This is a genomic window from Moraxella sp. K1664 (assembly GCF_039693965.1).
Lineage (GTDB): Bacteria > Pseudomonadota > Gammaproteobacteria > Pseudomonadales > Moraxellaceae > Moraxella.
Map to the genome: position 1 here is coordinate 626,312 of NZ_CP155576.1, position 26,298 is coordinate 652,609.

General features: G+C 44.3%; 22 protein-coding genes, 1 tRNA gene and 2 pseudogenes. 16 read left to right on the plus strand and 9 right to left on the minus strand.

What is annotated here, in order from left to right; translation table 11 throughout:
• Positions 1–9: 9 nt before the first annotated feature.
• Together AAHK14_RS03340 and AAHK14_RS03345 are read right to left on the minus strand one after the other, a co-directional pair.
• Positions 10–1,056 carry a hypothetical protein gene (locus AAHK14_RS03340; RefSeq protein ID WP_065256623.1) on the minus strand — a complete coding sequence of 349 codons (1,047 nt, stop codon included), beginning with the start codon at positions 1,054–1,056 and terminating at the stop codon, positions 10–12.
• An 82-nt stretch (positions 1,057–1,138) separates the two neighbouring features.
• Positions 1,139–2,119, minus strand: coding sequence for an RluA family pseudouridine synthase (locus AAHK14_RS03345; RefSeq protein WP_065256624.1), 981 nt, complete (start codon positions 2,117–2,119; stop codon positions 1,139–1,141).
• Between the two features lie 654 nt (positions 2,120–2,773).
• Between AAHK14_RS03345 and AAHK14_RS03350 the strand changes: the two genes are divergently transcribed.
• From AAHK14_RS03350 to AAHK14_RS03380, 7 genes and pseudogenes are all read left to right on the plus strand, one after another.
• Entirely contained in the window at positions 2,774–6,592 is a 3,819-nt protein-coding gene (locus AAHK14_RS03350; protein ID WP_065256625.1) for an Rne/Rng family ribonuclease, read from the plus strand.
• 114 nt (positions 6,593–6,706) lie between these two features.
• Positions 6,707–6,783, plus strand: a tRNA-Pro gene (locus AAHK14_RS03355).
• A 420-nt stretch (positions 6,784–7,203) separates the two neighbouring features.
• The gene (locus AAHK14_RS03360) at positions 7,204–7,428 is read left to right on the plus strand and encodes a hypothetical protein (RefSeq protein ID WP_065256626.1); all 225 of its coding nucleotides are present in this window, start codon (positions 7,204–7,206) and stop codon (positions 7,426–7,428) included.
• A 1-nt stretch (position 7,429) separates the two neighbouring features.
• Positions 7,430–7,677, plus strand: a pseudogene (locus tag AAHK14_RS03365) (type II toxin-antitoxin system YafQ family toxin); the annotation flags it as partial.
• A 9-nt stretch (positions 7,678–7,686) separates the two neighbouring features.
• On the plus strand, positions 7,687–7,938 hold the full coding sequence (locus tag AAHK14_RS03370; protein WP_065256627.1) for a DUF1778 domain-containing protein: 252 nt from the start codon (positions 7,687–7,689) through the stop codon (positions 7,936–7,938).
• Entirely contained in the window at positions 7,931–8,380 is a 450-nt protein-coding gene (locus AAHK14_RS03375; RefSeq protein WP_065256628.1) for a GNAT family N-acetyltransferase, read from the plus strand. Before AAHK14_RS03370 ends, AAHK14_RS03375 begins: the two co-directional genes overlap by 8 nt.
• A 351-nt stretch (positions 8,381–8,731) precedes the next feature.
• Positions 8,732–9,400, plus strand: a complete 669-nt coding sequence (locus tag AAHK14_RS03380) for a hypothetical protein (protein WP_065256629.1) — start codon at positions 8,732–8,734, stop codon at positions 9,398–9,400.
• 88 nt (positions 9,401–9,488) lie between these two features.
• Here AAHK14_RS03380 and AAHK14_RS03385 read toward each other — a convergent pair whose 3' ends face one another.
• From AAHK14_RS03385 to AAHK14_RS03405, 5 genes are all read right to left on the minus strand, one after another.
• Positions 9,489–10,637 carry an AAA family ATPase gene (locus tag AAHK14_RS03385; RefSeq protein WP_065256630.1) on the minus strand — a complete coding sequence of 383 codons (1,149 nt, stop codon included), beginning with the start codon at positions 10,635–10,637 and terminating at the stop codon, positions 9,489–9,491.
• Between the two features lie 56 nt (positions 10,638–10,693).
• Positions 10,694–11,452, minus strand: a complete 759-nt coding sequence (locus AAHK14_RS03390; RefSeq protein WP_065256631.1) for a tRNA threonylcarbamoyladenosine dehydratase — start codon at positions 11,450–11,452, stop codon at positions 10,694–10,696.
• A gap of 149 nt (positions 11,453–11,601) precedes the next feature.
• Complete coding sequence (locus AAHK14_RS03395) at positions 11,602–12,438, minus strand: TatD family hydrolase (protein ID WP_065256632.1); 837 nt, start codon at positions 12,436–12,438, stop codon at positions 11,602–11,604.
• Between the two features lie 95 nt (positions 12,439–12,533).
• Positions 12,534–15,401 (minus strand): excinuclease ABC subunit UvrA, encoded by a 2,868-nt coding sequence (gene uvrA / locus AAHK14_RS03400; RefSeq protein ID WP_065256633.1) that lies wholly within the window; start codon positions 15,399–15,401, stop codon positions 12,534–12,536.
• A 197-nt stretch (positions 15,402–15,598) separates the two neighbouring features.
• Positions 15,599–16,114, minus strand: coding sequence for a hypothetical protein (locus AAHK14_RS03405; protein WP_065256634.1), 516 nt, complete (start codon positions 16,112–16,114; stop codon positions 15,599–15,601).
• Positions 16,115–16,695: 581 nt separating this feature from the next.
• On the opposite strand from AAHK14_RS03405, the gene metN reads away from it, so the two are divergent.
• The 6 genes and pseudogenes from metN to AAHK14_RS03435 all read left to right on the plus strand — a co-directional run.
• Entirely contained in the window at positions 16,696–17,742 is a 1,047-nt protein-coding gene (gene metN / locus AAHK14_RS03410; RefSeq protein WP_065256635.1) for a methionine ABC transporter ATP-binding protein MetN, read from the plus strand.
• A complete protein-coding gene (locus AAHK14_RS03415; protein ID WP_065256636.1) occupies positions 17,732–18,421 on the plus strand; it encodes a methionine ABC transporter permease in 690 nt (229 codons plus the stop codon). The genes metN and AAHK14_RS03415 overlap by 11 nt, the downstream gene beginning before the upstream one ends.
• A gap of 310 nt (positions 18,422–18,731) precedes the next feature.
• A complete protein-coding gene (locus AAHK14_RS03420; protein WP_065256637.1) occupies positions 18,732–19,607 on the plus strand; it encodes a MetQ/NlpA family lipoprotein in 876 nt (291 codons plus the stop codon).
• Positions 19,608–19,680: 73 nt separating this feature from the next.
• Positions 19,681–20,217, plus strand: coding sequence for a helix-turn-helix domain-containing protein (locus AAHK14_RS03425; protein WP_065256690.1), 537 nt, complete (start codon positions 19,681–19,683; stop codon positions 20,215–20,217).
• A 68-nt stretch (positions 20,218–20,285) separates the two neighbouring features.
• Complete coding sequence (locus AAHK14_RS03430; RefSeq protein ID WP_346818202.1) at positions 20,286–20,795, plus strand: IS3 family transposase; 510 nt, start codon at positions 20,286–20,288, stop codon at positions 20,793–20,795.
• A 22-nt stretch (positions 20,796–20,817) separates the two neighbouring features.
• A pseudogene (locus AAHK14_RS03435) lies at positions 20,818–21,255 on the plus strand (IS3 family transposase); the annotation flags it as partial.
• A gap of 115 nt (positions 21,256–21,370) precedes the next feature.
• Here the strand turns inward: AAHK14_RS03435 and pilB are convergent.
• Positions 21,371–23,080 (minus strand): type IV-A pilus assembly ATPase PilB, encoded by a 1,710-nt coding sequence (pilB, locus tag AAHK14_RS03440; protein WP_065254883.1) that lies wholly within the window; start codon positions 23,078–23,080, stop codon positions 21,371–21,373.
• A 251-nt stretch (positions 23,081–23,331) separates the two neighbouring features.
• Here pilB and tpiA point away from each other — a divergent pair, with 251 nt between their 5' ends.
• Both tpiA and secG read left to right on the plus strand, forming a co-directional pair.
• Positions 23,332–24,081, plus strand: coding sequence for a triose-phosphate isomerase (tpiA, locus tag AAHK14_RS03445; protein ID WP_065254884.1), 750 nt, complete (start codon positions 23,332–23,334; stop codon positions 24,079–24,081).
• A gap of 10 nt (positions 24,082–24,091) precedes the next feature.
• Positions 24,092–24,388, plus strand: a complete 297-nt coding sequence (gene secG / locus AAHK14_RS03450) for a preprotein translocase subunit SecG (RefSeq protein WP_062498374.1) — start codon at positions 24,092–24,094, stop codon at positions 24,386–24,388.
• A 156-nt stretch (positions 24,389–24,544) separates the two neighbouring features.
• Here secG and AAHK14_RS03455 read toward each other — a convergent pair whose 3' ends face one another.
• Positions 24,545–25,033, minus strand: coding sequence for a hypothetical protein (locus AAHK14_RS03455; RefSeq protein ID WP_083108077.1), 489 nt, complete (start codon positions 25,031–25,033; stop codon positions 24,545–24,547).
• Positions 25,034–25,227: 194 nt separating this feature from the next.
• Here AAHK14_RS03455 and AAHK14_RS03460 point away from each other — a divergent pair, with 194 nt between their 5' ends.
• A complete protein-coding gene (locus tag AAHK14_RS03460; protein ID WP_083108321.1) occupies positions 25,228–26,256 on the plus strand; it encodes an IS110 family transposase in 1,029 nt (342 codons plus the stop codon).
• Positions 26,257–26,298: the final 42 nt, after the last annotated feature.

The window sequence follows — 26,298 nt, forward strand, 5'->3', positions numbered from 1 at the left end:
CCCACTATTTTATTTTTTCAGCAGTTTGTCTAAAACAAAATCAAACTGTTCCAAACTTCTTGCACCATAGGTTAAAGCCTCATAGAGATGAGAGCCATTACTTGTGTTGATAGCCACATAGCTACTTTTTAGAGCGATTTGCAATTCACTGTATTCTTGATAAAATTTAGATGTAATACGGCATGCACTAATATCAGCATTAAGCATTTCATTCAAAGATTTTATCTTTCTTAAACCTTGAACGCCTGATGAGTGATAGGTCGCTGTACGCAAATCTCTTGTATTGCCCCGAGCTGTTTCATGGTGAGCCGTCCCTTCATCCGTCATAAAGTATATTTCGATAACACCATTGGAATCATCTTTTGGTAGATTATAGAAATATTTTATTTTTGGAAACAAATCAATTTTTTGATTATTCTCAATCTTGATATTTAATTCTTTATTTAAGAAATTTGCAAAGTTTAGATTGGCGATATTTACTTCGTTTGCACCCAAAATCTGTGCAAGATCAACACCCAAAACAGCAATATCTCTTTCAAAATCCAAAAGAACAAAATCATAACAGTGCAATTTCATCTTTTTAACACCTATCAATTCTTGATAGTCTTCCACTATTTCTTCTCTTAGACTGCTTACACTAAGCGATTCTCTAACATTAATTTCCCGAACGGTACTAAACTGATAAAGCTTTTTATGTTCTGACAATTGTTCAATCTTATAGGCTAAATAAGCATACTGTTCGGGTTCAAAATCTGTACCAAACGCTTGTTGCAACTTACTTTCCACATCAATTAAACTGATATTTCTTATAAGTGTAATCATCTTATCATCAAATTTTATATGAGACTGCACAAGCTCTTCAAGGTCATTTTTCAGGTTATTAAGCAATTTTACATCGTAAAACTCATTTAAGCGTTTTTTAAGCCCAAAAAAGTTACGAGCAGATACATTACTAATATTTCTAAAAATATTTTGAACTTGAGAAAGGGGGATTTCTCTTTCATCAGCAATGTCAATCAAATCGGCAATATCACCATAAAATTCGTCAAGTTCCATACATAACCCTGAATTAAAAGTTTCTAAGTTATCTCATTTTACATTATTTTTTCTCTATTATGCGATAAATATATACATAATTTTAAACCCTATCCCCCACAATCCCCCTGATATCATCAGGCAACTCCGCTTCAAACACCTGCACACCGTCATCACTCGGCACGGCAATCCGCCAAGCGTGTAGGCACAGCCGTTTTATGCCTTTTTGGGTGGCAAGGCTTGCCTGCGTGGGCGACTGATACTTGTCATCGCCAAGCAAGGCATGACCGATACTTGCCATATGCACACGGATTTGGTGCGTGCGTCCTGTGAGTGGACTTGCCTTGACAAGGCTTACCGCCATGCCGTCTATCTCAAAGCTCGCCAGCACGTCTATCACGGTTTGGGACGGTTTGCCGTCTTTATCTACCTTGACCCGTCTTTCGCCATTTTTTAGGGTGTATTTGAGTAGCGGTTTGTCTATTTTTTGACCGCTCTTGACCGCCCCATGCACCACGCACAGATAGTCTTTTTGTATGGTTTTTTCTCTAAAATGGACTTGTAAGTCTTTTAAAGTACTGCGTTTTTTGGCAATCAGCAGTAGCCCTGACGTGTCTTTGTCAATCCTATGGATGAGTTCTAAATATTTTTTGCCCGTTGCCACTCGCATGGCTTCAATCACCCCAAAACTCTCGCCACTTCCGCCATGCACCGCCAAGCCATGCGGTTTGTTTAGCACAATCAAGCCGTCATTTTCAAACACCACCCGTCCAAGCAAACCCTTGGCAAAGTCGTCCGACACCACAGGCTCATCACGCACCGACAGGCGAATGGGAGCGACACGCACGACATCGCCCACGCTTAGGCGGTCATGGGGCTTACAGCGTTTTTTGTTGATGCGGATTTCATCATCTCTGATGAGCTTATACAGGTGCGAGCGTGGCAAGCCTTTTAGGCGAGCGAGCAAAAAATTATCAATGCGTTGTCCGTCTTGGTTGGCGGTTACGGTCAAAAAATTGACACGGCTAAAATCGCTAATCACATCATCAGCCGATTGGGGCATTTTGGGGGAATTTTGGGTCATATTGTTAAATTTTTAAAATTTTGATAGGAAAATTTGGGTAAATCTGATATAGTTTAGCACGTTACCAAATAAAGTGATGACAAAAGTGAAATTTTTGCCAAAAATGGCGTATTGATTAAAAATACCAAACATAATCTTGGTATTGATTATTTATATTCATCACAGGTAGCCCATAATTTTTTCGGTAATGATTTGAAAAAATGATAGGTTTTCCGTTCGCCCTGAGCTTGTCGAAGGGTGGCAGAAAACCGTTATGGTTCGACAAGCTCACCGCGAACGGTTTTCTTGTTGACACACCTTTAAATCAAAACCTATTTTTTATTTTGCACATCAAGGTGCGTAAGATTTTTTGCCAAACACACACAAAAACACAAGACAAACACTGTTTTTGTAGAATTTGCTGTTTGGTTTCATCGGTGCAAGCGATGACTGTATGATAAGGGTTAATCCCAACCAATTTTTTAGGCGTTGAACTGATTTGGTAATGATTTACCAAATGGGTTTTTAGTTTTGTAGATTTTTATTGTAAAAAGCCAAAACAAGGGTGCTGATGTATCCGATTTTTGCAAACCTAACACACCATAAAGCCCAACCATTTGTCTAATAGGCAACGCCCTATCTTACCGCCTTGATGTTTACTTTTTAAGGAACATCATGAAACGCATTCTTATCAACGCCACCCACAACGAAGAAATTCGTGTGGCACTGTGCAAAGACCACCACCTTTACGATTTTGACCTAGAAAATCGCACTCGTGAACAAAAAAAAGCCAACATCTACAAGGGACATATCACCCGTGTTGAGCCGTCATTAGAAGCGGTATTTGTTGAATACGGCTCGGCTCGTCAGGGCTTTTTGCCCCTGCGTGAGATTGCCCCCGAGTATCTCAAAGGCAACCCCCGCACCGACAATATCCGAGACATCATCAAAGAAGGCGACAGCGTCATCGTTCAAGTCGAAAAAGAAGAACGTGGCAATAAAGGGGCTGCCTTGTCCACCTACATCTCGCTGGCTGGGCGGTATTTGGTACTCATGCCAAACAACGCCAAAGGGGGCGGTATCAGCCGTCAAATCTCAGGCAAAGTGCGTGATGAAATGAAGCAAATCATCGCCAGTCTATCAATACCCCGTGGCATGAGTGTGATTGTACGCACGGCAGGGATTGGCAAGGGCTTTGATGACCTACAAAACGACCTAAACCACCTGCTGGATGCGTGGTCATCTATCCTAGAACAAAACCGCACTCGCCCAAGCCCCTGCCTTGTTCACCAAGAAGCAGGCGTGGTTACTCGTGCCGTGCGTGATTATCTGCGTGATGACATCGGCGAAGTGTGGATTGACTCTGAGAACGCCTATAACGAAGCGGCTCACTTTATTGCGTCTGTCATGCCAACCCAAATGGGCAAATTGCGTAAATATACCGATTATGAACCCCTATTTACCCGCTTTGGCATTGAGCGTCAGATTGAAACCGCCTATCAGCGTGAAGTGCGTCTGCCGTCTGGTGGCTCTATCGTCATCGACCAAACCGAAGCAATGGTGGCAATCGACATCAACTCCGCCAAGTCCACCAAAGGCTCGGACGTCTCCGAGACCGCTTACCACACCAACCTAGAAGCCGCCGATGAGATTGCCCGTCAGCTACGCCTAAGAGACATGGGCGGTCTGATTGTCATTGACTTTATTGACATGAACGACCCACAGCACCAAAAGGACGTGGAAAAACGCTTAATTGATGCCACACGCTACGACCGTGCCAGAGTGCAGTTTGCCGAGATTAGCAAATTTGGACTGATGGAGATGAGCCGTCAGCGTCTGCGTCCGTCCCTAGAAGAAGCCACAGGCTATCTGTGCCCACGTTGTCATGGCAATGGCATGATACGGGATTTGCGTTCTTTGGCTCTGTCTATCATGCGACAAATCGAGCAGATTGCCCTAAAAGAGCGTATGGGCGAGATTCAAGCCGAAGTGCCGACCGAGATTGCCGCCTTTTTGCTTAATGAAAAACGTGAAAGCCTTGTGTATCTAGAACAAGACTCAGGCACACGCATTACCATTTTGCCCCATGCTCATTTAGAAAGTCCTAATTTTAGCCTGCACTTCAACCCAGACGGCTTTGCCCCGTCAAGCTATGAGCGGATTGTTGATGTTGAAGAACGTGAAAACATTGACCGTGGTTATGAAGTGAATTGGCAAACCAAAACCGATGAACCGACCACAGTGGCAAACCGTTGGCAAAAGGCGGATAATGCCACCACCAAAGCCAAAGACCAAAAAGGCGACAACAAACGAGACAAAGCCCCCCAAGAGACCCCCAAACAGTCCCAAGAAGTCAAAGCCGTGGCATGGCTGTCCAACCTATTCGCTCCCAAGCCACAGGCACGCCTTACTCATGCCTTAAATAACGCAGACGCTGCCGCCGCCATCGAATCCATCGTCAATGGTGGGGCAAGTAGCTTGGGTGCATTTGGACAAATCAGCCTACCCACCGCTAGCGAGAGTACCCCAGACAAAGCCCCCCAAAAGTCTGACAGAACCGACAAAGCCGAGCGTGGCACCCGCACCGAGCGTGATGACAAATACAAGAAAAAAACCAAACCTGCCAATGATGACAAAAACGACAAGGCAGAAAAGCGTGAAGCCGTCCGTGATACCCAAAGCGACAAGGACAAAAACAGAGCCGACCGCCGTAAAAAAGAACAGGACTACCCCAAGCGTGAGCCACACTCTCAGCGTGAACCTCGTGGCGAGACGGTGCGTGGCGAGACACTACAACCTGCCGACAAAACAGACGTGGTAAATACCAACAGCCATCAGTCAGGCAAAGCCCACGACAAAGCAGACAAAGGGGCGGATAAAGGCACAGACAAGGGCATGGACAAATCAACAGCCAAGCCCCAAGCCCATGAGCCAAAGCCAGAATCAAAACATGAGCCAAGAGCAGATAAAGGTGCTGACAAACCTGCCAAAGCTGACCGTAGCACACGCAAATCTACCAACCCTGATGAAGTGGTGCTACACGTCAGCCCCATCACCGAGCCCGAGATGACAGGCGATGTGGTGCATGTCTCGCTAGACAACAGCAAACCCAAGCCAAAACGCACCAGAGCTGAAAAAGCCGAACCTGCCGATAAACCTAGCAAAGACAGCGACGTGGCAAACTTGGCGGTGCCAACAGAAGTGCAAGCAGAAGTGGCGGCAGAGACCATCGGTGTGGATGGTGATGTTACTGCACCTGACGATGATATAGGAGCAAATCAAACAGGGCAAGCCACATCCGCCCAAGCAGATGAAGTGAGTACCCATGCTCCTGACATGACACAGCAGACAGATACGCCAACCGCTGATGTCGTGAGTGCAGAACGCCTAACCACACTCGCCCAAGAGATGAACAAGGCAATCAACGACCCCCGAGTCGTGGCAGTCGCCCTGCGTGAGAAGCTCGGTCTGACCAAAGCACAGCCAGCCCCCACCACAACTCGCCCAACCATCACAGGCACGGCAGGTGAGTTTATCCAAAGCGTGTTGGGCGACACCCTGCCCCAAGCATGGCGTGACGACTTTGTGGCACACTTTTTGCGTGCGGTAGATACCATTCACGCTGACAAACCCACAGAGACCCACTCTGCGACAGACGGCGAGCAGGCGTTCGAACAGGCGTTTGCCGAGCAGTTCGCCAACTATGGCTATGCCCCACTCTCAGACGAGTATTTGGCAGACTTTGCCGAGCATACCACCGCACAGCGTGCATGGCACATCGGACAAGGCAAAACCGAAGCCATACCACGTCCCATCGCTCAGCGTGCCAGCAACGACCCCCGTGGTCAGCACCCTGACTTAGGCACACCACCCATCTCTGATGAGACGGTAGGCAAATCTGTCCCGAATGTAGTAGCAGATGAGACGGCAGCCCCTGCCACAGAAGCCCACAAGCCTGAGCCTGTGGACAACCCTGACCTGCCAGCAGGCGACATGGCTGAGCCTTTACCCCCTAAGACAGAGCCTAGCACAAATGACACTACCGAGCCGAGCTTGTTAGAGTCTGCCAGCGATACCATGGATAAAGTGTTAGAATCCGCAGAATCCGCCTTAGAATCTTTGGTGCAAGCCTTGGATGACATCATCAGCCCAGCTGATGAACCCAAAGACGATGGTAAACCAGACGCCCAAGCCCCCAAAGCAGATGATAAGGCTGACAATAAGACACATGATGAGACCACCAAAACCAGTCCTACCAGCTATAAGGACATGATTGAGAGCGTCTCAGGTCAGCTGTTACAACCAACAGGGATTTTGAATTTGGTAACGCCCAAAAAGCCCAAGCCCGCCAAAGCAAAAACCCCAAAACCTGCCAAAACCCCCGCCAAAAGAACATCTAAGGCAGCCCAGAAGGCAGAAGTCGTCAAACGCAAACCCAAAGCCGATGATAACGCTCCACTTGATAACCCATCATCTGATGACAATCAGGCGTGATGAACCGTCATACGAAACCGCTCAAATCTCATTGGGCGGTTTTGCTTTACGATCAAAACATGATTTAAAAATCGCTTGCAATCTGACAAAAACCTGCTATAATAATCGCCTATTCGGGGTGTAGCGCAGCTTGGTAGCGCACTTGCATGGGGTGCAAGGGGTCGCGAGTTCGAATCCCGCCACTCCGACCATACAACAGTCTAGGGCTATCCACAACAGTGCGATAGCCCTTGATTTTTCTAGGCTTTATCCCTTTTCCTTGTCTTTGGTAGTCCACCATAATCTATTGCTATCCATGAATTTTGTTGGTATTTGAGTTTGCCATCACAATATACCAACAATAAGCCTTACAGATACCGCCATTAAATGCTTGCAGCCTAATGACAAATGCACGCCAAATAAGCCTAATAAAATCATAAACTTGTACAAATACACCGCCAAAAATAAAAATAAAAACCCAGAAATGGGGGAAATAAACCAAAAACCCCTGCAAGCCTTATAAATAAAGGCTTTACGCCATTTTCCCCACGTTTTCCCCTAGATTGAGAAAAATGCCTTGATTGGTCGTGTGATTAAATTTATAATGGATACGTACCACACAAGGATTAACCATGATTATTGACCTACCACCGACCACCGCTCACATCATCGAGCGTATTGCCAACGTACAGGGCATTAGTGTTGAGCAGTTTTGTGTCAATAGCGTTTATGAAAAAGCCTTAGAGTTTGCCTATATGCCAAACAGCGAAACCAAACAAGCCATAGATGAGCTTGTGGCGGGGCAGGGCAAGCAATTTGATACGCTTGATGAACTTATGGCGGATTTGAACGCTTAAATTACAACGCTCAAACGCCTTTAAAAGAGACTTTAAAAAGCATGGCGAGCTTGATACCGCTTTGATAGAAGTGCTTTATTTGCTACTGAACAACAAACCTTTACCGCCAAAATACAAAGACCATGATTTAATTGGTAATTACAAGGGGTTTAGAGAATGTCACATCAAGCCCGACTTACTACTTATCCACCAAAAGATGATGAATATTTGTCATTGGCAAGGTTGGGCAGTCATGGCGAATTATTTTAAGGATTAACCATGATTATAGATTTACCACCACACATCGAACAAGCCATTATTGCCAAAGCCCATGAGCAGGGTTTAACGGTGCAGGAAATGCTAGCCAAAGATTATGATGATATTTGGCAGGTGTTAGACCAACACGGCTTAAATGGCGATGAAATCCGCCTAAGTGATGATGAAACACGGCATTTGATGAGCCTACTGGATAACCCCCCAAAACCTAACCCAAAGGCAAGAGCCTTGTTGTTTGGGGATAGCCATGTTTGAGCCATTAGACAAGCACCACGACCGCACCGCCTTTGATTGTGGACAAGATGACATTAACCGCTATTTGCAGACAATGGCAAGCCAGCACCACAAAAAGGGCGTAGCAAGGGTTCATGTATTGGCAGATGACAGCGTTATCAAGGCGTTTTACACCCTATCCAACGCCCATTTTGACAACGCCACCATAAAAGGCTATCCCAAACAAATTCCCATTGTCATCATAGGGCGGATTGGGGTAAGCAAGGATTATCAAGGGCAGGGGCTATCAAAACACGCCATTAGAAACGCCCTAGAACGCATTAAAAATATCAGCACCCAAAGCGGTGTGGCGTTCGCCATGATAGATGCCAAAGATAAGCAGTTAGCCCAATATTATGAGCGATTGGGGTTTATCCGTATCAATGGCGGATTGAAGTTGGCTTATTTGGTTAGTCAAATTTAGATAGGCTTAGATTGGGGCAATCTAACTAGATGATTCAAATTTGAATCATGTATCAGTTTTAGCAGGCTAGGAAGTCATGAGCCGAACGGTGGTTATTTTTCATACCTTAGACCGCCCCGCCTGCCATCTTATTTATTAAGGCATGGTAAGGTATGAGAGCATGGCGATTTATGACTTTAAGAGCCTGTTCATGATTAGAGCATGCCTGCCATTGATAACATTTTTATAAAGTAAGGTCAAAACTTAACACTTTAACTCAATTTTTGTAATGAAAATATCCGTTTAAACAGGCACGCCCACCCTTGACAGAATTGTTTGGCTAATTTAGGATAAATTAAAAAATTACCAATCATGAAATTTATCACCCCCTTACTTATCATCTTATCATGTATGGCGATTACCGCCATGATTTTATTATCCAATAATCAAAGCCAATTCACCCACATCAGCTATGATATGTGTACGCACAAAGAGTTAAGTAAGATTGCCCTAAAACATGGGGCGGATTATATGACCAATCATGATTTTGATATGCCTGCCCTTGATGTGATTGGCGACAAACAAATCATTCAAACAATCCAAGATGAATTTAATCAAATCCAAAGTACGCATTCATCGTCAGATAATTGTCATATATCCAATCTTAAATATCACGCCAAGCACATCAATCCCAAATTAACATCTCACATTCCTGATGACGTGGATTATATCAGCTATGCCCCGCCCAATATCGGACAGGATAAAGCGGTATATTGCCATTATCATTTTAGCGAGCAAATTTTTACCACGCCACACGCACAGTCGCAATGCCATTTTATTTATCTTGATAATGACCGACTTATCACCGAAGACATTAGCGATTTAGAGCGACTGCATTTAAGTTTGATGTATGACACACATCAATTTTATAAACCATACAGCTTTGTTTATAAATGGCATGATAACACCCATTTACGCTATGGCATGACTTTTGCTACTCAGGTGAATAATCAGCGTTATGGATATGATGGTATTTATTAAGGGTAATTAACATATTTTTAAAAATAAAAATAAGGGCAAATTTAATTTACCCTTATTCATCTATTTAAAATCATTATAACCAATAGATTTAAACAAACCCAAACCCTACTTTTTTATCATCAACCGCTTTATATTCTTTTTCGTCAATGTGGGTTAATTCGGCAAGGGTCATCTCTTTATCCACCGTGATGTTTTTGCCAATGGATTTTAGATAAGCATTGCATTTTTCAATGGATAATTTACCAAATTGATATTCGGCAATGAGTCGCCCACGTCTTAATAAGGCATGGTCAATATCCATTAAATCAGCATTAAAGGTGCAAATAAACTGGCACTCTAATACGTCTGACAATATCCCGTCAGCGATATTGAGAATAATCCCCACCACGTCCGTTTGATTGCCACCGCCCACACGCTCGGCAATATAGTTTTCACAGTCTTCTAATACCAACACCGAATTTTTTTGTTCAATAAGCATACTCATAAATTCAGGTTTGGCAAGCTCGCCAATCATATTATTTGGCACAAAGATAAAATCCTTATCAGGAATTTGGGCGGTGAGCCATTTGATATAATTGGTCTTGCCCGTCCCTGCCAAGCCGTGCAATAATACCACGCCTTTTTTGCCTTGTGCCAATTCATCTTTGACTTTATGATGAGTTGGCAAAAAGTCGTCATTATACATTGTCTGCAAGTCGAGCGTATAAGGTTTAATACTTTGGTGTCTAAATACCAAATCTCGCCCTTCTTTTAATAATAGCAATACCTTGCTGTCTTTTGAGATATATTTTTCCAAATACTCATTAAAAAAGGCACGGATATTAGTTAGGGCATTTTCATTGGTTGGGTCATAAAAAATACGATTTACCTTTAAAAAACCCGATTCAAAAATGGTTTTGTCGTATTCATTGCTTAGATTTTCTTTGGCAATGATAAATAATTCGTATTTTTCATAAAAGTAACACAATTCATTTTCATAAAAAACATGGCTTTTTTTATCAAATGCCACAGGGTGATAATCGGTGCATTTAATAAAATCCACCAATTTGTCTTTTTTAATCACCATATCATGAAAATCAACACTGGGTAATAATGAATCTAATAATTCATTATAAGGATTATCATAAGTAGAAACAGCATGGTCTAAATCTTGGGAAGTAATTTGATATTGATTATCCCTAAATATTTCAGTGATGACCTTTCTAGGACGATAATGTTTGGATTGTAAAATTTTCATAAGATAACTTCGTTTTTTGTGAGTTTATTAACCAAATAAAATGATAACAGATAAAATTAAAAATTACCAATCATCTTTAAGCATTCGCTTGCCATTATCATGCCTACGCTTGCCGTTACCGTTACTGCCGAGCCATAACCACCACAGTTAAGTCCGCTCTCGCAAGCATTGGCAAGTTTTAAAGGTTCGGACGAATAGACGCATTTCATGCCAAACTTTTCTTTTAAAGATTTATTGATATTTTTATCTCTTAGGTGTTGGCGTAATTTGGCAAGTAAGGGGTCTTGATACACATCTTTTAAATCGCTCACTTTTATTTGCAAGGGGTCAATTTTTCCCCCTGCTCCGCCTGAGATGATGAGCTTGACTTTATTAAATCGGCAATATAGGGCGATTGCCAATTTGGCATTCATATCGTCCACACAGTCCAATATAACAAGCGGTCTTTTTTTGGCTTTGTAGTCTTTTATGGTTTCAATAGTGGGTAATAATTCATGAATATTATTAGGCGTGATAAATTCATCAATAACATTGATTTTGATATTGGGGTTAATGCCTACCGCCCGTTTTGTCATCTCGCCGATTTTGGATTCGCCAAAGGTGTCGGTTAGGGCGGGCAGTTGGCGATTGACATTGCTCTCCACCAGCACATCCATGTCAATGAGCGTCAGCTCGCCCACGCCAGTGCGAGCAAGGGCTTCTGTCGCCCACGACCCCACGCCACCAATACCGATGATAATAACGTGAGCATTGGCAAATTTATCAAAATCATCTTGATATAGCGTGCGTGTGCCTGTAAATCTGCGGTTGGTCATTTTATTTTACTCTTTAAATTTTATTGATTTTTAAATAAATTAAGCGAATTAAAAAAACCGTTCGCCCTGAGCTAAGTCGAAGGGTAAAACGGTTTTTCGTCATGGTTCGACAAGCTCACCACGAACGGAAAAACCCATTAAAAAATCATTTAATGATATTCAAAATTAGTTTTAAATGCGTCATTGCTGTTTTGCCAAAGTTTATATGCCAAAGTCTCTTTATCCATATTAAATAATACCGCCAATTCATCTAAAACATAAATCAAATTTTTGGGTTCATTAAAATAATTACCGCCAGTTTGAGCAGGAATAGGATTCATATCAGGGCAATCGGTTTCAATCACAAAAGCAGATATGCCAATTTTATCAAACACCGTTTTTACCGCTTGGCGTAATTTTTTGGCATTGGGGTTGGTGATTTGTCCTGTAATGCCAATTTTAAAACCCAATTTGGCAAAATGCAATGCTTCATTTTCGCCACCGCTAAAACTGTGAGCAATACCGCCTTGATTATGGGCGTTATATTTTTGTGCTTTTAAAAGTTTTAGGGTGTCAGCGTGCGATTTACGAATGTGCAATAAAATGGGTAAATCATGCGTTTTTGATAAGCCGATTTGTTCTATAAAAAAACGGCATTGTTTATCATAACTATCCGCCCGTTTTAATTCGTCAGGATAAGTATCAAGCCCTATCTCGCCAATGGCAATGTTGGGATATTTTTTTAGATAATTATCCAAAAGAATTAAATCATCATCGCCATGCTCTTTGATATATAACGGGTGCAAGCCACACGCTAAATGGTGCTTGATTGGGTAATGGGTGTCGGCATAATGCTTGACCTGTCTCATTCTGTCAAAATACTTTGCCAAATAGCCGATAAGCACCACATGACGCACGCCATGAGCAAAGGCGGTGTGATTATAATCATCTCGCTTATTATCGTATTCGGGTACGTCAAAATGGGTGTGGGTGTCAAATAAATACATGAGCTACCTTTTTGGCGGATTGGGACTACTTCGCCTTGGTATCAATAACAGTGCCAAGGCGGTTAGGGTGAGTTTAAGCAGTTTGGATTTTTTCATCAGCCCTTATCCAGCACCATTTTCAAAAACCGCCCCGTATGCGACTTTTCGTCTTGTGCCACTTGTTCGGGCGTGCCTGTGGCGACAATCTCACCCCCACCTGAGCCACCTTCATAACCCAAATCCACGATATGGTCAGCGGTCTTGATGACGTCCAAATTATGCTCAATGACCACCACCGTATTGCCCTTATCACGCAGGGCGTGCAGAATGTCAAGCAGTTTGGCGATGTCTTCAAAATGCAGTCCTGTGGTCGGCTCATCTAGGATATACAGGGTTTGCCCTGTGTCCCGTTTGGCAAGCTCTTTGGCAAGTTTGACCCTTTGGGCTTCGCCCCCTGATAAAGTCGTGGCGGATTGCCCAAGCTGAATGTAGCCCAAACCCACTTGCATGAGAGCTTCTAATTTACGATGAATGGCAGGGATTGCTTCAAAAAACGCCAAGGCATCTTCTACCGTCATGTCCAGCACGTCCGAGATAGATTTGCCCTTGTAGTGGACTTCTAGGGTCTCACGGTTGTAGCGTTTGCCATGACAGACATCGCACGGCACATACATATCGGGCAAAAAGTGCATTTCTACCTTTATCATGCCGTCCCCTTGACAGGCTTCACAGCGACCGCCTTTGACGTTAAAACTAAACCGCCCTGCCTTATAGCCCCTTGCCTGAGCTTCGGGGGTTTGGGTAAATAGGTCTCTGATGAGCGTAAACACGCCTGTATAAGTGGCAGGGTTGGAGCGTGGCGTGCGACCGATTGGCGACTGGTCTATGTCCACCATTTTATCAAGGTGTTCAAGCCCTGTGATTTTATCATAAGGCTCAGGTACAAGCGTGGTGGCGTTATTTAGGTGCGTGGCGGACAGTGGCATGAGCGTGCGGTTGATGAGCGTGGATTTGCCCGAACCCGACACGCCTGTGATACAGGTCATCACACCGATTGGAATGGCTAGGTTTACATTTTTTAAATTATTGCCCTTGGCTCCGTCTAGGCGGATATACAGGGGTTCGGTAACGGTTTTTTTGCCTTTTTTAATCTCGCCTGTCTTGGCACTGTGGCGGATTTTGGGAATCTCAATGCGTTTTTTGCCCGATAAATATTGCCCTGTCAATGAGTTATCGTTACTGGCAATCTCGTCCGCCGTCCCTGTGGCAATCACACGCCCCCCATGCACGCCTGCCCCCACGCCAATATCAATGATATGGTCAGCGGTGCGAATGGCATCTTCGTCATGCTCCACGACAATGACGGTATTGCCTAGGTCTCGTAGGTGCGTGAGCGTGGATAACAGGCGGTCATTGTCTCGTTGGTGCAAGCCAATGGACGGCTCATCTAGCACATACATGACCCCCATAAGCCCTGCTCCGATTTGGCTTGCCAAACGGATACGCTGGGCTTCCCCACCCGATAGGGTCTCGGCAGAGCGGGCAAGGGTTAGGTATTCTAGTCCCACTTTGGTCAAAAAGCCCAAACGCTCACGAATTTCTTTAAAAATCTTATCCGCCACTTCGCCTTTGTGTCCGCCGATGTGCAGGTTTTTATAATACTCCCACGCTTGCCCTATCGGCAGATGAATGATGTCGCCCACGCCCCGTCCGTCCACTTTGACACTGCGGGCGATATCATTTAGGCGAACGCCATTACAGACATTACAAGTGGTGTCAGATAAATATTGGGCAAGCTCATCTCGCACGATGTTGCTTGTGGTGCTGTGATAACGGCGTTCTAGGTACGGCAAAATCCCTTCAAATGGCACGGTTTTGGTCGTTTTACGCCCACGCTCATCGGTAAAATTAAAGGTCAGTTTTTCTTTGCCCGAGCCGTTTAGGATAATGGTTTGTTCTTTTTTGGTTAAGTCTTGCCACGGCTTATCCATGTCAATGCCAAAATGCGTGCAAACGGTTGTCAGTAGCCCAAAATAATACGCATGGCGTTTGTCCCAACCGTGTATCGCCCCTTGATTTAAGGATTTGGCAGGTTCGGTAACGATACGTTCGGCAGAGAAATACTGGCGTTTACCCAGACCATCGCAGGACGGACACGCCCCAGCAGGATTGTTAAAGCTAAACAGGCGTGGCTCCAACTCACTCACCGCCCTATCGCAGGCAGGGCAAGAGTGCTTGGCAGACAGCACCGTCTCGCTCTCATCGTCCATGTTGTGCAAAATTGCAATGTCCGAGCCGAGCCGTAACGTGGTCTCTAAACTCTCCGCCACTCGGTTACCCAAATCATCTCGCACCTTAAATCTATCCACCACCATGTCTATGGTGTGTTTGTGCGTTTTGGCAAGGGTTGGTAGCTCGTCCATGTCGTATACCGTACCGTCAATGCGAACTTTGGTAAAACCCTGTGCCTGCAAGCTCTCCAACAGGGCGATATGCTCACCCTTACGCTCACGCACGACAGGGGCAAGGAGCATGAGCCGAGTGCCGTCAGGTTTGGCAAGAATATCATCCACCATTTCGCTCACTGTTTGGGCAACCATAGGCAAACCGTGTTCAGGACAATGGGGCGTGCCGACACGAGCGAACAACAAACGCAAATAATCATACACTTCGGTAATCGTGCCGACTGTGGAGCGGGGGTTGTGGTTGGTTGATTTTTGTTCAATGGCAATGGCAGGGGATAAGCCTTCGATGCTATCTACATCAGGCTTTTCCATTTGTGATAGAAACTGGCGAGCATAAGCGGACAGGCTCTCCACATAACGTCTTTGCCCTTCGGCGTAGAGCGTATCAAAAGCCAGCGATGATTTGCCCGAACCCGACAAACCTGTAATCACGACCAGTTTGTCTCGTGGAATATCCACGTTAATGTCTTTTAGGTTGTGGGTTTTTGCCCCTTTGATACTGATGTATTCGTGTGCCATGATGTGCCTTATTTGATTAGTATTTTGATAAATATTTTGGTAAATATGGGTTTATAAATGGGGATGTTTTTAAAATTTGAAATGGCAATAACCAAAATTTACAATGATAAAACAGCACAAAAAACCACCCAAATGCAGAACTTTTGGGTGGTTTATTTTATGAGCCTAATTAAAATTAATCGGGCAAATTTAACTTCTTAGTTTTTCACACGATACCATGCATCACGGGCAGCAAGTTTGGCTTGTTCCCACGCCAGACGTGATTCGCCTTTGACTTCATTCCACGAACGCTCCAAATCACTCTCATGATCTTCAAAGCGAGCATCAGCAGGATAATGCGGACGGTTAGCATAACCTACGGCATAAGCAGGTAGGTAGTCACGGTCATAGTCATAGCCTGCCACATAGTTTGGCGATGCGGCATAGTGAGCACGCCAGTAGGCTTCTTCTACGGTTGGGTCAAAGGCTTCGCCTGCGGCACTACCTGCACCACCACCAACAACAGCACCCACGGCACCACCAATCAACGCCCCTAGCGGCCCCGCCAATGCACCGATGGCTGCCCCTGCGGCTGCACCACCTAGACCACCAACGGCTGTACCCACTGGGTGTGAACCCGGCTCGCCTGTGATTGGGTCAGCGTTTAGGTCTGCTTTGGTCTCATCAGACATGTTTTTTACAACGTCACGGTCGATATTGTCATGGTTACTCATGGTGTATTCCTTATTAAAAATGGATTAATGTTACTTAGTTACTTGCTGAATTAGGTAAAGTGAAACTCTATTTTCTGTTAATGTTGATTTATCAAATGTTATTTAAAATAACATCTCACAAATACCATCAAAATCATCCAAAACCAACCTTACCTACGATGCCAACTCTGCTACATCACTCATGCTAATCATCTTAGTCCAACAGATGCCAAGCATTTATCTAGCACTCATTTGTCGTTGGCGATGGGTGTATGATAGGGGATTTTTGGGGTGCGTGATAGCCACAAAATGTAAAGTCATGGGTGGTCTTGTGCATGCTTTACCCTAGAAATTTTAAAAATGTTACACCATTGTTGCAACTGTCGTGGTTGTGCGAATGCATTAAGTAAAATGTAATTTTGCGTAAATTTTGGACAATCCGCCACACAAAAACTTCAATTTTTGACATTGGTTTTGATATCAATAAGTCATCAAGCACCCACATGGCAAATTATCATCACAAACCCACCAATTCATCAATTTTTGCCATAATGTCTTAGCAATCCATGCTATAATAACCAATTTCCCCAAATTTACCCATTATGATAAGATTACAAGGCGTCAGCAAAACTTTCGCCATAAAAAAAGACGGCAAACCCACGACCTTTACCGCCCTACAACCGACCGATTTGACGGTGGCAAAGGGCGAGATTTTTGGTGTGATTGGAGCAAGCGGAGCGGGCAAATCCACGCTCATTCGCTGTGTTAATCTTTTAGAACGTCCCACAACAGGACACGTTTTTGTGGATGGTGTGGACTTGATGAGCCTAGATAACGCCGCCCTTATCAAGGCTCGCCGTCATATCGGCATGATTTTTCAGCAGTTTAACCTGCTCTCATCTCGCACGGTGTTTGATAATGTCGCCCTTAGCCTTGAACTCTCCGGCACGCCCAAACACGTTATCAAACAAAAGGTAAGCTCCTTGCTTGAACTCGTGGGCTTATCCGAGCGTCATCACGCCTATCCGTCTAGCTTATCAGGCGGTCAAAAACAGCGTGTTGCCATTGCCCGAGCGTTGGCAACCGACCCCAAGGTTTTGCTCTGCGATGAAGCGACCAGTGCCTTAGACCCTGCCACGACAGGGGCGATTTTGGATTTATTAAAAAAAATCAACAGCGAACTTGGCATTACCATACTGCTCATCACGCACGAAATGGACGTGGTCAAACGCATTTGTGATAAAGTGGCGGTCATTGACAAGGGCGTGTTGGTGGAACAAGGCACGGTGGGGCAGATTTTTGCCAATCCCCAAACCGAGCTTGCTCACGACTTTATCAAGGCGACTTTTCATGTGAGCTTGCCTGATGAATTTTTGGCACGCCTGCACGCCCATGAGACGGACGGCACTTATCCTGTGATACGCTTTGAATTTAGTGGCAAAACGGTGGACAGTCCGCTTTTTTCGGAGGCGACACGGCGATTTGGCGTGGCGTTTAACATTTTGACTTCACAAATGGACTATGTGGGCGGTGTCAAGTTTGGCGTAACCATTAGCCAAATGATAGGCGAGCGGACGGCGTGCGTGGAGGCGTTGGCGTTTTTTACAGAACATCATGTTGGATTTGAGGTGTTAGGCTATGTGGCATGAGATTTATCAAGGCTTTATGAGCGAGCTGACCCCCCAAATGTGGCAAATGGTCTATAAGTCCACTTACGAGACGGTCTATATGGGGCTGGTCTCTACCGCCATATCGGTGCTGGTGGGGCTACCGCTTGGGTTTTTGGCATTTTTGACGGGCAAGGGGCGGATTTTGGCAAACAAGCCCTTATTTGCCATATTGGACGTGGTTATCAACGTGGGGCGGTCGGTGCCGTTCATCATTTTGCTCATTATTTTGCTGCCCTTTACTCGTCTGATTGTGGGGACGACCTTGGGGACGACCGCCGCCATTGTCCCGCTTGCCATGACCGCCATTCCTTTTGTGGCAAGGCTTACCGCCAACGCCTTAGCCGAGATTCCCACGGGCTTGACCGAATCGGCTCACGCCATGGGGGCGACCAACTGGCAAATCATCACAAAATACTACTTTCCCGAGAGCCTACCCATACTCATCAACGCCATAACGCTCACGCTCGTCTCGCTCATCGGCTATTCGGCAATGGCAGGCGTGGTGGGCGGTGGCGGTCTGGGTAATCTGGCAATCAGCTATGGCGAGCATCGTGGCATGGTCTATGTCAAATGGATAGCAACCGTCATCATCGTGGCGATTGTCATGATATGCCAAAAGGCAGGGGATATGCTTGCCGAGCGGTTTGACCATAGATGATATGCCAAAATGGCATAACCTTTTGTCAAAATTTTAGCCAAAATTCATATTGAAGTTTGGCTAATTTTTTGCTTTAATATGCTAAAATTTATTGTTGTCATGATTTTGTCATTTGATAAATTTAATAGACTTCTTGCAATACTAGGTTTTCCGTTCGCTCTAAGCTATGCCTTCGGGTGAAAGAAAACCTTTTCATGGTTCGACAAGCTCACCACGAACGGTTTTCTTTAATTCTAAGTTTTGCAAGAAGCCCAATGATTTTAAATTGACAAACAGATAAATATCATTCCTTTTTAAACAGAGAACTCTTATGAAAGCAAACAAATTTTTTGGTCTGTGTGCCTTAGCATCAGGCATTGCCCTAGTCGGCTGTGGTGGCGACAAACCTGCCCAAACCGACACCAAAACCGACACAACCGCCCAAACCACAACGGCAACCACGACCGCTTGCCCTGCTGGCGACCCCAACAAAATCAAAGTGGGCGTGATGAGCGGGCCTGAACATAAAGTTGCCGAAGTGGCTGCCAAAGTCGCCAAAGAAAAATATGGTTTGGTGGTAGAATACGTTGAGTTTAACGACTACGCCCTGCCCAACACCGCTGTCTCCAAGTGCGACCTAGACGCCAACGCCATGCAACACAAGCCCTATCTTGACAAAGACAGCCAAGAGAAAAAACTGGATAATCTGGTCATCGTAGGCAATACATTCGTATATCCACTGGCAGGCTATTCTAAAAAAATCAAAAGCATAAGCGAGCTTAAAGACGGTGCTATCGTGGCGGTGCCAAACGACCCGTCAAACCTAGCTCGTGCATTGATTTTGCTTGAAAAACAAGGGCTTATCAAGCTAAAAGACAACACCAACCTATTCTCAACATCGCTTGACATCGTAGAAAACCCCAAAAAACTTGAAATCAAAGAAGTGGATACATCAGTCGCCGCTCGTGCCTTAGATGACGTGGATTTGGCGGTGGTGAACAACACTTATGCCGGTCAAGTGGGCTTAACCGCCAATGACGGCGTGTTTGTTGAAGACAAAGATTCGCCTTATGTGAACATCATCGTTGCCCGTGCCGATAACAAAGACTCGGACGCTATCAAAAACTTCGTTCAAGCCTATCAGTCTGATGAAGTGGAAGCCGAAGCCAAAAACCAATTTAAAGACGGTGTGGTCAAAGGCTGGTAACTGACCAAAAATAAGGGCAATATATTGAACCGCACCCCAAAAGTTAGACACACTAACCTTTGGGGTGCTTTTTATGGCAAAATACACAACCGACTTTAAACTGTCTGTGATTGGGTATTATCTTAATCATCATGGCTACAAACAAACCGCCAAACACTTTAATCTAAACCACACAACCGTAGAGCTATGGGTTAAACTCTATCAAGCACATGGCATTGATGGCATAAAAAGACGACACACAAAGGCTGTCTATGACACAGATTTTAAGCTTAATGCCGTTCAAGCCATACAACAGGGCAAATCGCTTACACAACTTGCCATAGAGCTTAATCTGCCACAACCTTCTTTACTGTCAACTTGGTTAAAGTCCTACCAAGCCTTTGGTATAATGGGACTAATACCCAAACCCAAAGGCAAAAAAGCAATGTCAAACAAACACAACGCTAATAAAACCAAATCAACTTGGAAAACCAAACAAGACCACGAAAAAAGTGTGGATGATTTGCTTGATGAACTTGCCTATCTTAGAGCAGAGAATGACTATCTAAAAAAGCTAGATGCCTTAATTCGTCAAAAGGAACAATCAGTACAAACAAAGAACAAGTCCTGATCATCCAAGAATTAAGGCATAAGCACAAACTTGCTGACTTATTGGCAGTGTCAAACTTGCCAAGAAGTGTGTTTTATTACCACATTCGTCAAAGTACAAAGCCTGACAAAGACCTTGACTTAAAAGAACACATTAACCACATCTACCACCAACACAAGGGCAGGTATGGTTATCGTAGAATCACATCAGAGCTTAACAATCAGCTTGCCCAAAAAGGCATGGTCATTAATCATAAACGAGTGCAACGACTGATGGCTAAACTTGGACTCAAAGCATTGGTTCGTCGTCAACGTAAGTTTAATACTTACAAAGGCACAATGGGCAAAGATACCATTCAGGACAATATACTCAAAAGAGACTTTAAAGCAGACAAACCCAATCAAAAGTGGGCAACAGACATCACCGAGTTTAAAGTACAAGACAAGGCAAATGATGGCAGTGTCATTCAAAGAAAATTGTACTTACTGTACTTACAGCTAACAAATTTGAATTTTGCCACGGAAACCGTTCTCCCTGAGCTCGTCGAAGGGTCGGTTTCCGTCATGGTTCGACAGGCTCACCACGAACGGAAACTGTAGCACTTTTTCATTTTGTAGAGTGTACACGATAAAGGATAGACCAATATACGCATTGGTTAAAGAGATGTTAGATGATGCTTTATTAAAGTTAGGTGGTGCAGATAGATATGATAAGAGCAATAAAAATAGCAAGCTCATCATTCATTCAGACCAAGGCTGGCACTATCAAATGCACCAGTATCAACAAACCCTAAAAGAACAAGGCTTAACCCAAAGCATGTCAAGAAAAGGCAATTGTTTGGATAATGCTGTGATAGAGAGCTTCTTTGGTACGCTAAAACAAGAGATATTTTATGAGACAACCACATTTACATCAACAGATGAACTTAAACAAGTGATTGATGAGTACATACACTACTACAATCATGATAGAATAAAGAGCAAATTAAAAGGACTAAGTCCTGTTAAGTACAGAAACTTAGTCCAATTAGGGTTAATACAACCACTTGCAACAACCTAACCTTTAATCTTATGTCTAAGATTTGGGGGTCGGTTCAGGATTGCCCTTGTTTTTTGCCCTTATTTTTATCAATCAAAAAGCCCTTGAATATACAAGGGCTTTTGTTTAAGTGATGTTATTCAGAAGTTACCCGATACATCTCTTGGATACTGGTCGTACCTTGTAAGACTTTCATGATACCCGAACGTCTCAAATCACGAAAACCGTGTTTCATCGCTTCGTCTTTGATTTGAATGGCATTACCGTCTTCCATGATAATCCGTGAAATGCTTGGGTAGATTTTCATCACTTCATAGATACCCACACGTCCCTTGTAGCCTTCACGGCATTCAGAACAGCCTACTGGCTCATAGATGACGTTATCAGGGTTGGCAAGGTCTTCTTCAGTAAAGCCCATTTCTAGCAGGCTCTGCTTAGGTACGTTGGTTGGGCGTTTGCATGATTTACACAGACGGCGAGCCAGACGCTGGGCGATGACTAAGTTTACCGATGTGGCGATGTTAAAGGAAGCAACACCCATGTTACGCAGACGGGTTAGGGTCTCAGGAGCGGAGTTGGTGTGCAGGGTGGATAATACCATGTGACCTGTTTGGGCGGCTTTAATGGCAATCTCGGCAGTCTCTAAATCACGAATCTCACCGACCATGACGATGTCAGGGTCTTGACGCAGGAACGCTTTTAGGGCGGAGGCGAACGTGAGGCCCACTTTGGGGTTTACGTTAACTTGGTTAATGCCTTCTAAGTTAATCTCCACAGGGTCTTCGGCGGTGGAGATGTTGGTCTCGGGCGTGTTCAGGATGTTAAGACCAGTATAGAGCGATACCGTTTTACCCGAACCTGTCGGGCCTGTGATAAGTAGCATACCTTGGGGTTTATCAAGAGCTTCTAAGAACAGCTCTTTTTGGTCAGGCTCATAGCCTAGTGCATCAATACCTAGCATCGCCGATGACGGGTCAAGAATACGCAGTACAAGCTTCTCACCAAAGAGTGTGGGGCATGAGTTCACACGAAAGTCGATGGCTTTGGTCTTGGAGATTTTTAACTTGATACGACCGTCTTGGGGGGCTCGGCGTTCGGAGATGTCCATTTGTGACATGACTTTAAGACGAGCAGCGATTTTACCTGCCAATTGTACTGGTGGGCGATTGATGATTTGGAGCACCCCATCCACACGAAAACGCACACGGTAAGATTTCTCATATGGCTCAAAGTGCAAATCCGACGCCCCCATGCGAATGGCGTCAAGGAGCATTTTATTGACAAACTTAACGACAGGGGCATCTTCACCACCGCCTGAATTGACGTCAGTACCCTCATCGTCTTCATCACCTGCTCCACCATCAAAGTCCCCTGACAGATCAACATCGCCTAGGTCACCCAGTCCGCCACTACCCGAGTAGACGTTCTCAATCATTTTTTTGAGTTTATCTTCTTCAATAACAATGGTCTCAACGGTCAGCTTGGCATTAAATGAAATGGCATCAATGGCATCTAAGCGGGTGGGGTCGGACAAACCCACAAAGAGTTTATTGCCCCGTTTAAAGAGTGGCAATGCCCCATACTGATTAATTATTTTTTCATCCACCAAATCTTTGGGAATACTATCCTGAGATAAAGCATTCAAATCCAGTAATGGGTCGCCAAATTCATGAGCAAGCAGACTGGCAATCTTATTGGCAGGGGCAACTTTGTTTTGTACCAAATACGGCACAATCGCCATATTTTGCTGTTGGGCTTCGGTCAGAGCCTTGGTCATGGCATCAGGGGCGACCAGCTCATTTGACACCAAAATGTGTGCCAAACCACCAAAATTCGGAGCGGACATAATATTTTCCTAAATCATTTGCCAACATGAAAAATTGGCGTGAAAATTGCATATATTTTTGCTTATTTTACTCCAAAAATACAAAATTTGCTGTGGTTTTGCCATAAAATTTTACCCAAAGGGCGAAGTTTTGGGATTATCGGAAAAACACCGCCAATGATACCGCCCATCATTTGTGTGCTGATTTTTTGGGGAATGTTTGCTATAATATGTTGCTAGGTTAAAATTACAATAGAGCCACAGGAAATCCCATGAGTCAAAAATACGTCATCGGCAACTGGAAATTAAACCCTGCCACCGTATCAGATGCGACCGCCCTTGCCACAAGCCTGCCTGCCAATGATGGCTGTACTGTGGGCGTGGTGCCGAGCCTTGTGCATTTATCAGCTATCAAATCAGCTTTGGCGGACGGCATCCTGCTCGGCGTACAAGACATTGCCCATAAGACGGCAAAGACAGGGGCGTTTACAGGCGATGTGTCAGCTTGTCAGGTGGCGGACGTGGGGGCGAGTTTTACCCTTGTGGGACATTCTGAACGCCGCCAATATCATGGCGAGACGGACGAAATTTTATCCGCCAAAATCGCCCACGCTTTTGCTCACGGTTTATCGGTCATCTACTGCATTGGCGAGACCAAAGATGAGTACGAGCGTGGCGATACCTTTGAGATTTTAAAAAACCAATTAGCCATTTTAAAGGCGTTTGCAAATCAAGCAGATGCCAATGTTACCAAACTTATCATCGCTTACGAGCCTGTTTGGGCAATCGGTACGGGACTGACCCCCACTTTTGATGAAATTGAGAAAACACACCGCTTTATCAAAGATGAATTGACTGCGTTTGGCATGACCACCCCCATTTTATATGGCGGTAGCGTGAACGACAAAAACGCCCCCGAATTTGCCAAATCAAATGTCATTGACGGGGCATTGGTGGGCGGGGCTTCCTTGAAAACTGACAGCTTTACCGCCATTATCCACGCATTTAGCCAATCAAAATAACGAGAACACCATGTTTACATTTATTTTAGCCATTCACATCATTGTCGCCATTGCCTTATCAGGTCTCATACTCATTCAGCACGGCAAAGGGGCGGATGCAGGGGCAAGCTTTGGCTCTGGGGCGGCAGGTACGGTGTTTGGGGCGGCAGGTTCGGCAAACTTTCTCACTCGCACCACCGCCATCCTTGCCACCATATTTTTTTGCACGAGCTTGGCACTGGGTTATCACGCCCAACAAGAAGCTCGTGACCAATTACGCCTAGATGTGCCTGTGGCTGATACGTCCACACCTGCCAAAACACCGTGATTTGATGATGGACAGGGACTAGGTTTTGCCAAGCTCTTATCACAATGAAGACCGCTCAATTTAAAATCCATGTCTTAATGGCAAGTCATTTAGACATGGATTTATCAGTAAAATCAAGACCGCTTGTGTTTTCCCCTTTTCCTGTTTCGCCCTAATCTAGCGACACACCAGCCCCACCGCCTTATCAGTATAGTCCAGTTTTTGCCAATTAAGACGGCTAAAATCACGATTCATCACATAACTTTGCACGCCCTTTTGACAGTCAAACAGCACGTCCAATTTTTGGGCAGGTAATCGTCTTTCAAAAAAATACACCTGAGCTTGTTTGGTTGTTTCATCAATGCTTATGACATTGGCGGTATCTAGCACCACAAATTGAAAAACTTGGGGCTTAATGTACGACCACGGACGAAACCACGTTGTCTTTGGCACGCTTGCCACCACCACGCTCCCATCGGGCAATTTGGCACTGGTGTCATTAAACCACTGGTATTCGCTGTACACCTGATAACTCATCATGCCAAGCCCTGCCATGACAGGAATGAACCATTTTGGCGTTTTTTTATAAAAAATCTTAATCGGCATGGCAAGCCCTGCAAATAAAAAGCCTGCAAAAATCATTGCCGTAATATCCCAAAACATCATGTTTTTTTCCTTAAACTTCCTGCAAAACCAGTTTTCCGTTCGCCCTTGTATCAACCCAACACCAAACCTAGATTATCTGCTAGAATGTTGTTGGGTTATACAAGCAAAGAGAACACGGGTTCGCCCTTAGTGTCTTAACACTGGTGCTCAGATGGTGTCCTTTGCTTGTCATCTTAACTCTGAATGGTATCTAAGTGCGTTTATTAAAACAGACACTGCATAAACAAGGCAAGAGACAGATGATACACTATATTGGCATAGACATCAGCAAAGCAAAGTTTGATGTTGCATTTATAAACCCAAGCACAAATAAAGTAAAAACCAAGGTTTTTAACAACAACAAAGCAGGCTTTGATTTACTGCTTGCTTGGTTAAAAACCAATGTCAGCAATCATCTTGATGAGCTACACATCATCCTAGAAGCAACAGGGGTTTATCATGAACACCTAAGTGAGTTTCTTGATGATAATAATATCAAGCAAAGCATTGTCAATCCTAACTATGTCCGCAAATTTGCAGACAGTTTGGGGGTAATCCATAAAACTGATAAAAAAGACAGCATTATTTTATCAAGGTATGGTTATAGCCACAAGCCTGAGGTTTGGGTAGCACCTAGCATTGAAGCCAAACAGCTAAAAGCTCTATTGGCTCGCTTAGAAGCACTCAAAGAAGATTTGCAACGAGAGCAAAACCGACAAGAGTTGCTCTTATCACCCAATCTGCCCGATTTGGTTAAAGCATCCATGCAAACAGTCATCAGTGTCCTTCAAGAGGAAATTGCCAAACTCACCAAAGACATTGATGACTTTGTTGACAAACAACCAAGTTTAAAGCAAGACAAAACCTTACTTGAAACCATTGACGGTATTGGTTCTGTTATTGCCAAAGAAGTGGTATGCTTAATACATACCAAACAATTTAAAAAAGCCTCACAGATGGCTTCGTTTTTAGGCTTAATACCCAAACAAAGACAGTCAGGTGTCTTTAAGGGAGCAACCAAACTGTCCAAACAAGGGCAAGTCTCTTTGCGTGCTAAGCTGTATATGTCTGCAATGAGTGCCATTCGTTATAATAGCACCATTAAGGCATTTTATGAACGATTACAACAAAACGGTAAAACCAAAATGCAAGCCTTATGTGCTTGTATGCGTAAATTGGTACATATCTGTTTTGGTGTTATCAAAACCCAAACATCCTTTGAGCAACAAGTATCTTTAAGTTAGTTTGTAAGATACTAGATACCAGATACTTAAAAAACCATTGAC